We start from the raw sequence: 12,604 nt of genomic DNA on the forward strand, positions 1-12,604 counted from the left end.
ATCCTCCGTCACCGGGCGGCTGCCGCCCGGTGACCAGGACGGTGGTCCCTGCCCCAGGGGCAAGGTCAACGCCGAGGCGGGGGAGGGGCTACGGCAGCGCCTTCTCCACCGCGGCCACCAGCTCCGCCGACTCCGGCTCCGTCTGCGGCGAGAAGCGCGCCACCACGGCACCGTCGGGGCCGATCAGGAACTTCTCGAAGTTCCAGCGGATGTCGCCGGTGTGGCCCTCGGCGTCCGCCGTGTCGACCAGCAGCTCGTAGAGCGGGTGCCGGCCGTCCCCGTTCACCTCGGCCTTCTCGGTCAGCGGGAAGGTCACGCCGTACGTCGCCGAGCAGAACTCGGCGATCTCCTCGGAGCTGCCCGGCTCCTGGCCCATGAACTGGTTGCAGGGCACCCCGAGCACGGTGAAGCCCTGTGCGGCATAGCGCTCGTGCAGCCGCTCCAGGCCCGCGTACTGCGGGGTCAGCCCGCACTTGGAGGCCACGTTCACGATGAGGACGGCCTTGCCCCGGTACTGCCCGAGGTCGGCGGAACCGCCCTGGAGCGCTGCTATCCCGACATCGAAAACGGAATCGGCGGACCGGGCGGACCCGGCGGACGTGTCATGTGTGGTCATACGGGGATGCTAGCCGCGCCCCGCGGGGGCGTGGACGAGCACCTCTCCCGCCGGCGTGCGGTAGTAGAGCACCGACCGCCCCGCCCGGCGGCGCCGTACCAGCCCCGCGTCCAGCAGCACCTTGAGGTGGCGGCCGACCGAGCCGAGGCCCTGGCGGGTCACGGCGACCAGCTGGGTCGTGCTCATGGGGGAGTCGAGCAGGACGAGGACGCCGGCGCGGGCGGGGCCGAGCAGGGCGCCCAGGCTCTCCGGCACGGACTCCGGACCCCGCGGTCCGCTCCCCGCGAGGGCGCCCGAGCACGGGTACACGAGGGCGTACCGGTGCGGCTCCTGCCACGACTCCCACGACACCCAGCCGTGCCGCTGGGGGGTGATGGGCACGAAGTAGAGCTCGGCGCCGGAGATCTCCCGCGGCGGGTACTCGTGGAGGTTCACCTGCAGCCGGTTGTCCCCGAGCCAGCGCGTCCCGGGCCGCAGGGTGTCCAGCGCGGCGGCCCAGCCGCCCTGGCTGAGCTGCGCCGTACGGGAGACGACGTCGGCTTCGAGGATGCGCCGGCGCCGTTCCCAGTCCGGGCGTACGGCCTCGGTCCAGACGTGGGTGAGCAGGTCGGCGGCGCGTCGCGGCAGGTCGTCGCGGTCCAGGGCGGCGGGCAGCGGGCCGCGCAGCGAGACGGTGAGGTGGGCGCGCGCCTCGACGGGCGAGGCCTCCCGTACCCGGGCGACCTCCTCCTCGAAGCTCTCGCCCCTGGGGGCGGGGGTCAGGAAGTCGGCGATCCACTCCCGGCCGAGGCCCGCCCGGACGAGCAGCGCGGTGACGGGGTCGTCGGCCAGCCGGCTGCGGTACGCGGGCAGCTGGGCGTCGAGCCAGGCGCGCTCACCGGGGTGGGCGGCCACGCCCGCGTGCAGCAGCTTCAGACAGGCGAAGGTCTCCGCCAGCGGCGACAGCACGAACCGGCTGCCCGCGAGGGTGTCGGCGTTGATCTGCCACCAGCCCATCCGTACTCCTCCTTCCGCCGGATCGTTTCGCCCTGGCGCGAAACAATAACGGCCGGCGCTCGGACGGCCCGAGACTCCGGCCATGCGCAGCTACTCGCAGCTCTTCCGCACCCGGGAATTCACGCCCCTCTTCCTGTCCTCCTCGCTCCAGATCGCCGCCTCGACGGTGAGCGGTCTGGCCCTGGGCACGCTCGTCTACCGGGCGACCGACTCGCCCCTGCTGTCCGCGCTGAGCATGTTCGGCTCCTCGCTGGTCCAGGTCGTGGGCGCGGCGACGCTGTTGTCCGCCGCCGACCGGCTCCCGCCGCGGGCGACGATGGCGGGGATCGCGTCCGTGTTCGCGGTCGGTACGGCGGTCCTGGCGAGCCCCGGACTGCCGGTCCCGGCGATGTTCGCCGTCATCCTGGTCCTCGGTCTGACCGCCTCGCTGGGCAGCGGGGTCCGCTGGGGCCTGCTGACGGAGATCCTCTCCAAGGACGGCTATCTGCTGGGGCGTTCGGTGTTCAACATGATGTCCGGGCTGATGCAGATCCTCGGGTACGCGACGGGCGGGGTGCTGGTGGCCCTGCTCTCCCCGCGGGTCACCCTGCTCGTGGCGGCGGCGCTGTATCTGGCGGCGGCGGCCGGTATCCGGCTCGGGCTCGCACCCCGCGCGCCACGGGCCGTGGGCCGCCCTTCGATCGCGCGGACCTGGCGCACGAACGCCCTGCTGTGGTCGTCCGCGCCCCGGCGCACCACGTATCTGCTCCTGTGGATCCCGAACGGCCTCGTCGTCGGCTGCGAGTCCCTCTTCGTCTCCTACGCGCCGGACCGCGCGGGCTGGCTGTTCGCCGCCGCCGCGTTCGGCATGTTCGCCGGGGACGTGACGACCGGCCGCTTCCTGCCGCCGCAGGTCCGACCGCGCCTCGGCATCCCGTTCCTGCTGCTCCTGGCCGGCCCGTACCTGGTCTTCGTGCTGCGGCCGGGGGTGGCCGTGGCGGCGGCCGTCGTCGCGCTCGCCTCCGTCGGCTTCGGCGCGAGTCTGATCCAGCAGGAGCGGCTGATGGCCCTGACACCCGACGAACTCAGCGGCCACGCACTCGGGTTGCACTCCTCGGGCATGCTCACGATGCAGGGCGTGAGCGCGGCACTGGCCGGCTCGGTGGCCCAACTGACGTCTCCCGGTACGGCGATGACCGTGATGGCCGTCGCGTCGCTCGCGGTGACGGTGGCGCTCGGAGTGCGGAGGTCGCGGCTCCGGCCCGGTCGTGGGGACGGGGGGTCCCGCCGGCACGACCGGGCCGAGGGAGTCACGCCTCGTTGTCGACCCACGACATGAGCTTGCGGAGCTCCTTGCCGGTGGTCTCCAGGAGGGACTGCTCGTCCTGGGTCTTGTACTCGTTGTACTTCTTCAGACCGCCGTGGTACTCGGCCATCCACTCACGGGCGAACGTCCCGTCCTGGATCTCCGCGAGGACCTTCTTCATCTCCGCCTTCGTGGCGTCGGTGATGATCCGCGGGCCGGTGACGTAGTCGCCCCACTCCGCGGTCTCGGAGACGGACCAGCGCATCTTCTCCAGGCCGCCCTCGTACATGAGGTCGACGATCAGCTTCAGCTCGTGGAGGCACTCGAAGTACGCGATCTCCGGCTGGTAGCCCGCCTCGGTCAGCGTCTCGAAACCCGCCTTGACCAACGCCGCGGTACCACCGCAGAGAACGGCCTGCTCACCGAACAGGTCGGTCTCGGTCTCCTCGGTGAAGGTCGTCTTGATGACACCGGCCCGCGTGCCGCCGATGCCCTTCGCGTACGACAGGGCCAGCGGGAACGCGCTGCCGGTCGCGTCCTGCTCGACCGCCGCGATGCACGGCACACCACGGCCCTCCTCGTACTGGCGGCGGACCAGGTGACCGGGGCCCTTGGGGGCGACCATGCAGACGTCGATACCGGCCGGCGGCTTGATGAAGTCGAAGCGGATGTTCAGGCCGTGGCCGAAGAACAGCGCGTCACCGTCGTTCAGATTCGGGGCGATGTGCTCCTCGTAGACCTGCGCCTGGATCGGGTCCGGCACCAGGATCATGATGACGTCCGCCTCGGCGGCGGCCTCGGACGGGCTCACCACGCGCAGGCCCTGCTCCTCGGCCTTCGCCTTGGACTTGGAGCCCTCGTGCAGACCGACGCGGACGTCGACGCCGGAGTCGCGCAGCGACAGCGCGTGGGCGTGGCCCTGGCTGCCGTAGCCGATGACCGCGACCTTGCGGCCCTGGATGATGGACAGGTCGGCGTCAGCGTCGTAGAACAGCTCGGCGGGCATGGGGGTTTCTCCTTGTGTTTCTTGAGGGTTGGGTAAGGAAGTGAGCCGGCACGCTAGGCGCTCTGCGCGGCGGCGGAAGCCGAAGCGGACGTCGTGGTGGCGGCGGGTGTCAGGCGGAACGGGCGGGTGTCCCGTACGCCGCGTTCGGCGAGGGAGCGGGAGCCGCGGCCGATGGCGATCGCGCCGGACTGGACGAGTTCCTTGATGCCGAAGGGCGCCAGCATCCGGAGCATCGCGTCGAGCTTGTCGGCGGCGCCGGTGGCCTCCAGGGTGACGGCCTCCGGGGAGACGTCGACCGTCTTCGCGCGGAACAGTTCGGCGATCCCGACGATCTGGGAGCGCGTCTCGTTGCCGGCCCGGACCTTTACCAGGACCAGCTCGCGCTGGACCGCGGAGTCCGGCTCCAGCTCGACGACCTTCAGGACGTTGACGAGCTTGTTGAGCTGCTTGGTCACCTGCTCCAGGGTCAGTTCGTCGTCGACCCGGACCACGATGGTGACGCGGGACAGGTCGGGGTGCTCGGTGGTGCCGACCGCCAGCGAGTCGATGTTGAAGCCGCGTCGCGAGAACAGGGCGGCGATCCGGGCGAGGATGCCGGGGGTGTTCTCGGCCAGGACGGAGAGTGTGTGCTGGGACATGTCAGGAGGTCCTCTCAGTCGTCCGCGGCGTCGCCGAAGTCGGGGCGGACGTCGCGGGCGGCCATGATGTCGTCGTTGGAGGTGCCGGCTGGGACCATCGGCCACACCATCGCGTCCTCGTGGACGATGAAGTCCACTACGACCGGGCGGTCGTTGACCGAGTTGGCCTTGTCGATGACCGCGTCCAGCTCGCCCGGGCTCTCGCAGCGCAGGCCCACGCAGCCCATCGCCTCGGAGAGCAGGACGAAGTCCGGGACACGGGTGCCGCGGTGGGTGGCGGAGCCGAGGCCCCGCGTCGAACCGGTCTCGGCGTTGGTCGCGCCGTCGTGCAGCACGGTGTTGGAGAAGCGGGCGCCGTAGAACAGGTTCTGCCACTGGCGGACCATGCCCAGGGCGCCGTTGTTGATGACCGCGACCTTGATCGGGATGTTGTTCAGGGCGCAGGTGGTGAGTTCCTGGTTGGTCATCTGGAAGCAGCCGTCGCCGTCGATCGCCCACACGGTGCGGTCGGGGCGGCCGGCCCTGGCGCCCATCGCGGCCGGGACCGCGTAGCCCATCGTCCCGGCGCCGCCGGAGTTGAACCAGGTGCCGGGCTCCTCGTGCGGCAGGAACTGCGCCGCCCACATCTGGTGCTGGCCGACGCCGGAGGCGAACAGCGTTCCTTCCGGGGCGAGTTGACCGATGCGCTCGATGACCAGCTGCGGGGAGAGGGAGCCGTCGGCCGGCAGGTCGTATCCGCGGGGGTAGGTGGTGCGCCAGCGGTCGAGGTCGCGCCACCAGGCGCGGTAGTCGCCCCGGTTGCCCTCCTCGTGCTCGGCGCGCACCGCGGCGGCCAGCGCGGTGATGACCTCGCGGGCATCGCCGACGATCGGCACGTCGACGGCCCGGTTCTTGCCGATCTCGGCCGGGTCGATGTCCGCGTGGACGATCCTGGCGTACGGCGCGAAGCTGTCCAGCTTGCCGGTGACGCGGTCGTCGAAGCGGGCCCCGAGGGCGACGATCAGGTCGGCCTTCTGTAGCGCGGCGACCGCGGAGACGTCACCGTGCATGCCCGGCATCCCCACGTGCTGCGGGTGACTGCCGGGAAACGCGCCGAGTGCCATCAGGGTGGTGACGACGGGCGCGCCGGTCAGCTCGGCGAGGGTCCGCAGTTCGGCGGTGGCCCTGGCCTTGAGGACGCCGCCACCGACGTACAGGACGGGGCGTTCGGCCTCGTTCAGGAGCCGGGCCGCCTCGCGGGTCTGGCGGGGGTGCGGCCGGGTCACCGGGCGGTAGCCGGGCAGGTCCGCGCGGGGTGGCCAGCTGAAGGTGGTACGGGACTGGAGGGCGTCCTTGGTGATGTCGACCAGGACCGGTCCGGGGCGGCCGGTGGAGGCGATGTGGAAGGCCTCCGCGATCGTCTTCGGGATGTCCTCCGCCCTCGTGACCAGGAAGTTGTGCTTGGTGATCGGCATGGTGATGCCGACGATGTCGGCCTCCTGGAAGGCGTCCGTGCCGATCGACTTGGAGGGCACCTGGCCGGTGATCGCCACCAGCGGCACGGAGTCCATGTGCGCGTCGGCGATCGGCGTGACCAGGTTGGTGGCACCGGGGCCTGACGTCGCGATGCAGACGCCGACCTTCCCGGTGGCCTGCGCGTAGCCGGTGGCCGCGTGGCCCGCGCCCTGCTCGTGCCGGACGAGCACGTGACGTACCCGCTCGGAGTCCATCAGCGGGTCGTACGCCGGCAGGATGCACCCGCCGGGAATGCCGAACACGGTGTCCGCGCCGACCTCTTCGAGGGAGCGGACGAGGGACTGGGCGCCGGTGACGGGCTCGGCGGGGGCGGCGGGACGCTCGGTGGTGCGGGCCCGCACCTGCGGGAGGCGGGCCGCGGGGGCCTGCTGCACAGCGTTTGACATCGTCAGTTCCAAAGGTCCGTAGGGGTGGTGGTGGAGACGTCCTCGTGATCAGTGGCCGCGTAGCGGCAGCCGGTTGGTGCGTGCGCACGGCCGGGCGACCACCGAGGAGGCGCACCCGGCCGGCCCGGGCCGGGATCAGGGTGGTGTCCTCTCGGTCTGCAGGGCGTCGAAGGTGTGGCGTACGGCGTCCCGGTCGGTGAGCCAGGACGTGTGCGGGACGGCGTCCCGGCGTGCGAGCCGGGGGGTGTGTCCCACGACGTCCAGTCCGGAGAGCCGGCTGACGGTGGGGACGGCGACGTTCAGCTCGCCGCGCACCGCCACCGCCGCCGCGTAACCCCGGTCCACCGGAACGTCCAGCAGGGTCCAGCCGGACGGCGGATACGGTCCCTGCGGGCGCCCCGAGCCGACGTAGTCGAGCGAGGGGTCGCGGCCAAGACCCGTGCCGAGGCCCTTGAGGTAGGCCTCCTTGCGGGTCCACAGTCTGGCCAGCGCGCGCGGGCGCAACTCCGGTTCCAGCGCGGCCAGTTCAGCCTGTTCGTCCACGTGCAGCATCGCGGCCAGTTCGGCGGTGGCCGGCTGGTCCGACACCAGGTCGACGTCGACTCCGATGGGAGCCATCGCCGTACCGACGAGCGCCAGGTCGCCCCGGTGGGACAGCGAGAAGAACAGCTCGCGGCCCGCGCCGAGGACGGTCGGGCGGCCGTGCGGTCCGCCGCAGCAGGGACAGGTGTCCCGGCCGAAGGTGATCTCCTCGGGGCGCAGACTCAAGTACGTCCCGAGCAGACGTCGCAGTGCGACATGCGCGGCCGTGAACCGGGTTCGGTCGGCCGCGTGCATGAGGGCGGCGGCGCGCTGACGCTCGGTCGCGTCGAGCACCGCCTCGTCCAGGATGCCGGCGGGGACATCCGAGACCCTCAGGAGCCAGAGGTCCAGTGAGCCAGGGGGTGGCAGCTCACGAACGACCCACGGCAGGGTTTCTTCCACGGGGTCTCTCCTGTTCGTACTCAGGTGACCGGCACGCCGGGCCTCATGAGGCGCGAGGCTCGACGGGCAGATCGCGTCCGCCCGACGGGTCGGGTGCGGCAGGCAGGTCGCGGCTGCCGCGCATCGGCCCGATCAGGAGAATCAGGGGGGTGACCGCGAGTCCGGCGGTGAGCAGCCACAGCGTCGGCCGCAGGCCGAGTACCGTGCCGAGCGCGCCGCCGAGCAGCGAACCGAAGGGAATGGCACCGAAGTTGGCGACCGAGACACTGGCCGTGACGCGGCCGAGCAACTGCGGCGGGCAGTACCGCTGACGGAACGCGCCCTGGATCACGTTGGCGAGGACCACTCCCAGCGCGAGGAGCGCGCTGCCGGCCGCCAGTGACGCCAGCATCCAGCCCTGCCCGGCCAGCGGGATGAGCAGGCCGAAGGGGGCGGTGGCCATCGTCGCGAGCAGCAGTCCGTGCGCGGTTCCGTACCGGTCGGCCAGCCGTTTCGCGCAGGTGGCGCCGAGCAGGCCGCCGACGCTGCTGGAGGCCAGCAGCCAGCCGATCGCGCCCTCCGTCACCATCAGCTGCCGGATCATGAAGACCGGCAGGATGGCCTGATAGGCCGTCAGGAGCAGGTTGGTGACGGTTCCGTATCCCGTCAGCACCCGCAGATAGGGGTCCTTCAGCGTGTACTGGAGGCCCTCCCTGATGTCCTGGCGGAGCGGGGTGCGCTCCTTCGGCTGCTCGGGGCGGGGTTCCTCGGCGCGGATGCCGGACAGGCACAGTGCCGAGAAGAGGAACGTCAGCGCGTTGACCAGCAGTCCGGAGGCGGCACCGAACGCGCCGGCGAGGAGACCCCCGCCGCCCAGGCCCGCGACCTGTGCCACCGACTCGCTGCCCTGCAGCTTGGCGTTGGCCTCCTGGAGGTCGGCGCGTTCGACGATGGACGGCACGTAGACCTTGTAGGAGATGCCGAAGAACACCGCCGCCAGGCCGTTGAGCAGCGCCACGGTCAGCATCTGGGCCATGGTGAGGACCCCGAGCCAGGCGGCGGCCGGGACGCTGGCGAGCAGCAGCAGCGAGCCGATGTTGCAGGCCAGCATGAGCGGCCGGCGCCGCATGCGGTCCACCCAGGCGCCGGCCGGCAGGCCGATCAGCAGCCAGGGGATCCAGGGCGCGGCGGCCAGCACACTCACGGCGAACGTGCCCGCGTCCAGGGTGACCACCGCGACCAGGGGCATGGCGACCGTGGTGATGTTGATGCCGACGCGGTTGGTGGTCTCGCCCAGCCACAGCAGCCGGAAGTCGCGCTGGTGCAGCAGGCCGCCGCGTCTGGGTTTCTCCCGGGCGTCGGGGGGTTTGTGGAGGGTGGGGGCCGTCATGCGCGTACCGCCTTGTCGACGGCTTCGGTGAGAAGCGACTCGGCGCCCGACCAGCGGTTGCGGCGGGCGGTCAACTCGGCACGTAACGCGTCGAGTTGAGTCTGTAGGGGCGGCAGTCCGTCGGTGCCGGGGCCGCCGCCGTGGGCGCAGGACGCGGCGACCCGGTCCGGGGCGAGGTCGCCCGCGAAGCCGGCCGTCTCCGCGAGGGGGCGGCCGGTGTCCAGGGCGGCCAGCACGGTCTCGCCGACCCGGTGGTGCGCGGCCCGGAACGGCATGCCGTCCAGGACCAGGCGCTCCGCCAGATACGTCGCCGAGGTGAAGCCGTCCACGGCCCGCTCGGTCATCCGCTCCCGCTCCGGTTCGGTGCCCGCCACCACCAGGCGCAGCAGCGTGACCGCGTCCGTCGTGCCGCTCAGTCCCGGCCACAGATGGCGTACGGCCTCGGTGCCCACCGCGATCGCGTTGGTGTAGCCGCCGGTGGTCATCGCGGACGCCGCGCTCATGAAGGCGCCCAGACTCGCGGTGGACCTGCCCTGGATGTGCTCCAGCAGGAACGGGTTGCGCTTCTGCGGCATCATCGAGCTGGAGCCCACGAGGGTGTCGCCGACGCGCAGCAGACCGAACTCCTCCGACGTCCAGGTGCTCAGGTCGCGGGCGACCCGGGCCAGGGCGACGCCGAGGACGGCGGACGCGGACAGCAGGTGCAGCACGAAGTCCCGGGAGGCCACGGCGTCCACCGAGTTGGGGGCCGCCGCGGTGAAGCCGAGGAGTTCCGCGGTGCGGGCCGGGTCGATGGGCACGGAGGTGCCGCCGATCGCTCCCGCGCCGAGCGGGTTGACGTCGATCTGCCGCCCCGCGTCCAGGAGTTGGCCGTAAGCGCGCAGCACCGCGCCGGCGGCGCCCGCCAGGTAGTGGCCGTAGGTGATCGGCACGGCGGGCTGGCCGTGGGTGTACGCGGGCATCGTGGCGTCCGCGTACTCCCCGGCCTTCGCCAGCAGTACGCCCGCGAGGGCGTCCACCGCGTCGAGCAGCGCCAGGTAAGGGGTGCGGACCTTCAGCCGGGTCGTCGTGGCGTTGAGGTCGTTGCGGGAACGTCCGGTGTGCAGGATGCCGCCGGTCTCGTCGCCCAGCCGCTCGATGAGATGGCCCTCGTACGCCAGATACACCCCGCGCGGCATCGGCCTGACGCGCACCGGAGCGAAGTCCTGTCCGCGCAACTCGTCGATGGCCGCGAGCAGTTGTCCGGCCCGGCCGGCGTCCACGATCCCGCGCTCCACCAGCATCACCAGATGCGCGCGGTCCACCTCGCTGATGCAGCGCAGCTCGCCGCCGAGCCCGTCCGCCGCACCGTCCGGCAGGTACTGGTCGTAGACGATGCGATGCGCCTCGGCGTCCAGGGCGGCCTTGAGCCGTCCGGTGTCGACGCCCCGTACGGGTGCGGTGGTCATGCGAGGACCTCCGTCGCGGTCAGCTGGGTTGCGGTGACCGCCCCGGCGAGCAGGGCGGCGCCCCGGTCGGCGGCCTCGGCGGCCGCGGCCGGATGGTCCGCGACGGCGATGGCGTGACCGATACGGCCCCGGAAGTCCTCGGCGGGACCCACGGGTTCGCCCGGCACGCGGTAGAGGACGGCGTCCACCACACCCGGCACCGCGCGGGCCCGGGTCACGACCCGGTCCAGGGTGCCGGCGGGGGCGACGATGCCGTCGTGGCCGGCGGTCAGGAAGCGGATCGAGGCACGGGCGTAGACCCCGCGCTCCAGCTCGGGCGTCTCGCCGAGCGCGGACCGCACCTGGGCGAGGACCAGGTCGATACCGCAGGCCCTGCGCACCAGTTCGGGGATCATGCCGCCGGCCAGCCGCGGATTGACCTCGATGACCTTGGCGCCCGACTCCTCCAGGCGCAGCTCCACATGGGCGGCGCCCCAGCCGAGCCCGAGCGCCCGGACGGCGTCCACGGCGGTCTCGCGCAGCGCGCGCTCCCGCTCGGCGGGCAGCGCGGCCGGCAGGTCGTGGCCGACCTCCACGAACACGGGGAGCGGGCCGACGTGCTTGGCGACCGTCACCACCGCCTCCGTGCCGAACACCTCGACGGAGAACTCCGGTCCGCGCAGATACTCCTCGACCAGGATCCGGCGCGGCGCGGCGACGCCCCGCTCGTTGACCGTCGCTGCCAGCAGCGTCCGGGCGTGCTCGGCCACCTCGTCGGGGTCCGCGCACAGCCGCACGCCGAGGCTTCCGGAGCCCTGCACCGGCTTCACCACCACCGGCAGCCCGAAGCCCTCCGCGGCGATCACGGCGCCGGTGACCTCGTCGACGACCGCGAAGCCCGGCACGCCGACACCCGCCCCGGCCAGCCGCCGCCGCTGCTCCGCCTTGTCACGACAGGCTCGTACGGCGTCGGCGTCCGGCCCCGGCAGACCCAGCCGGGCGGCCAGCGCGGCGGCGATGGGCACGTAGTACTCGGAGCTGGTCAGCACGCCCGCGACCCTCTCCTGCCGGGCCAGTGCGGAGACCTCCGCCCACAGCGCGGCCTCGTCGGCCGTGTCGACGGTGACGGTCCGCAGTCCGTCCTCGGCGGCGTACGGGTAGCGGCCCGGGTCCGCGCACAGCAGGACCGGCTCCACTCCGCGCTGGGCCGCGCGCCGCGCGAACAGCCGTCCCGTACCGGTGGTGTTGCTCTCGATCAGCAGCAGTAGTCGCCCGCTCATGAGCCCGCCTCCGGCAGCCCGGTGTGCCGTTCCGCCGGGATCCCGCGCCGCCCGCTCATGAATCGACCTCCGGCATCACCACGTCGTCGAAACCGCGGCGGGCCCACAGCAGCCGTGACCAGGCGGCGGTCGCGTCCAGCGGGTGCTCGACGGTGACCGGGCCGTTCGGGGCGGGTGCCGGGACGATGCCCTGGGCGGTCAGCCAGGAGTCGTTGTAGACCGTGGACTGGTAGCGGTAGCCCTCGTCCGGCAGCACCATCAGCACGGTGCTCTGCGGATTCTGCTGCGCCCACCAGGACGCCACCTGGAACGAGGCCCCGCTCGTCGGGCCCATGAACAGGCCGTGCGCGCGGTAGAGCTCGTGCGTCGCGTGGAACGCCTCGGCGGCCGTCACCCAGTGCACCTCGTCGTACGCCGCGTGCCTGACGTTGCCCGGGTGGATGCTGCTGCCGAGTCCGCGCAGGGTGCGCGGCCCGTCCGGGGTGCCGAAGATGATGCTGCCGTGGGTGTCCACGCCGACCAGGTGCAGGGCCGGGTTGCCGGGCCTGAGCGACGCGGCGAGCCCGCCGGTGGAACCGCCCGAACCCACCGGGCCCACCAGGCAGTCGACGGCACCGACGGTGTCACCGACCAGGTCGGCGACGATGCCGTACGCACCCGGGTTGTCGGGGTTGTCGTACTGGCCGGGGACGAAGCTGTCCGGCTGGAGGCGGCGCAGCTCCTCCACCCGGGCCAGCCGGGCGCCCTGGATACCGCCGGGCTGGCCGGTGTGCTCGACGATCTCCACCGTCGTACCAAGCATTTCGAGGCGGGTACGCAGATCCTGGTCGATGGCGGAGTCGCCGACGATGGTCAGCGGATAGCCGCGCAGCCGGCACACCATGGCCAGTCCCAGCGCGAACGTTCCGGAGGAGGTCTCGATGACCGGGGTGCCGGGGGAGAGCAGCCCGGCGGCCTCGGCACGGTCGATGATGTGGCGGGCGGGCAGCAGCTTCATCAGGCTGAAGGCCGCCGCGTAGAGGTTGTCGCTCACCTTGATGATCCGTGGCAGCTCGGTGGCCTCCACGATCGAGGAGTGAGCCTTCGGCAGAGTCGTCGTCAT

10 protein-coding genes and 1 pseudogene are annotated in these 12,604 nt (G+C 72.3%); 1 reads left to right on the forward strand and 10 read right to left on the reverse strand.

Features of this window, described 5'->3' with window-relative positions:
• Window positions 1-88 precede the first annotated feature (88 nt).
• Both ACFVYF_RS10535 and ACFVYF_RS10540 read right to left on the reverse strand, forming a co-directional pair.
• Window positions 89-616: a glutathione peroxidase gene (locus tag ACFVYF_RS10535; RefSeq protein WP_389453939.1), complete on the reverse strand. Its 528-nt coding sequence runs from the start codon at window positions 614-616 to the stop codon at window positions 89-91.
• A gap of 9 nt (window positions 617-625) precedes the next feature.
• Window positions 626-1,612: an ArsR family transcriptional regulator gene (locus tag ACFVYF_RS10540; RefSeq protein WP_389453941.1), complete on the reverse strand. Its 987-nt coding sequence runs from the start codon at window positions 1,610-1,612 to the stop codon at window positions 626-628.
• Between the two features lie 82 nt (window positions 1,613-1,694).
• Here ACFVYF_RS10540 and ACFVYF_RS10545 point away from each other — a divergent pair, with 82 nt between their 5' ends.
• Window positions 1,695-2,930 carry an MFS transporter gene (locus ACFVYF_RS10545; RefSeq protein ID WP_389453944.1) on the forward strand — a complete coding sequence of 412 codons (1,236 nt, stop codon included), beginning with the start codon at window positions 1,695-1,697 and terminating at the stop codon, window positions 2,928-2,930.
• Here ACFVYF_RS10545 and ilvC read toward each other — a convergent pair.
• The 8 genes and pseudogenes from ilvC to ACFVYF_RS10585 form a co-directional block, all read right to left on the reverse strand.
• The gene (ilvC, locus tag ACFVYF_RS10550; RefSeq protein WP_389453946.1) at window positions 2,902-3,903 is read right to left on the reverse strand and encodes a ketol-acid reductoisomerase; all 1,002 of its coding nucleotides are present in this window, start codon (window positions 3,901-3,903) and stop codon (window positions 2,902-2,904) included. The two genes, ACFVYF_RS10545 and ilvC, sit on opposite strands and share 29 nt — an antisense overlap.
• Before the next feature lie 131 nt (window positions 3,904-4,034).
• Window positions 4,035-4,541 (reverse strand): annotated as a pseudogene (gene ilvN, locus ACFVYF_RS10555) (acetolactate synthase small subunit); the annotation flags it as partial.
• A 14-nt stretch (window positions 4,542-4,555) separates the two neighbouring features.
• The gene (locus ACFVYF_RS10560) at window positions 4,556-6,442 is read right to left on the reverse strand and encodes an acetolactate synthase large subunit (RefSeq protein WP_389453948.1); all 1,887 of its coding nucleotides are present in this window, start codon (window positions 6,440-6,442) and stop codon (window positions 4,556-4,558) included.
• A 135-nt stretch (window positions 6,443-6,577) separates the two neighbouring features.
• Window positions 6,578-7,426, reverse strand: a complete 849-nt coding sequence (locus ACFVYF_RS10565) for a 4'-phosphopantetheinyl transferase family protein (protein WP_389453951.1) — start codon at window positions 7,424-7,426, stop codon at window positions 6,578-6,580.
• Window positions 7,427-7,469: 43 nt separating this feature from the next.
• On the reverse strand, window positions 7,470-8,795 hold the full coding sequence (locus ACFVYF_RS10570) for an MFS transporter (protein WP_389453953.1): 1,326 nt from the start codon (window positions 8,793-8,795) through the stop codon (window positions 7,470-7,472).
• A complete protein-coding gene (gene argH / locus ACFVYF_RS10575; protein ID WP_389453956.1) occupies window positions 8,792-10,243 on the reverse strand; it encodes an argininosuccinate lyase in 1,452 nt (483 codons plus the stop codon). Before argH ends, ACFVYF_RS10570 begins: the two co-directional genes overlap by 4 nt.
• Window positions 10,240-11,502, reverse strand: coding sequence for an ATP-grasp domain-containing protein (locus tag ACFVYF_RS10580; protein ID WP_389453958.1), 1,263 nt, complete (start codon window positions 11,500-11,502; stop codon window positions 10,240-10,242). Before ACFVYF_RS10580 ends, argH begins: the two co-directional genes overlap by 4 nt.
• Before the next feature lie 55 nt (window positions 11,503-11,557).
• Window positions 11,558-12,604 carry a PLP-dependent cysteine synthase family protein gene (locus ACFVYF_RS10585; RefSeq protein WP_389453961.1) on the reverse strand — a complete coding sequence of 349 codons (1,047 nt, stop codon included), beginning with the start codon at window positions 12,602-12,604 and terminating at the stop codon, window positions 11,558-11,560.

The sequence above is a fragment of the Streptomyces sp. NPDC058274 genome, assembly GCF_042881375.1.
In the GTDB taxonomy this organism is placed as follows: domain Bacteria; phylum Actinomycetota; class Actinomycetes; order Streptomycetales; family Streptomycetaceae; genus Streptomyces.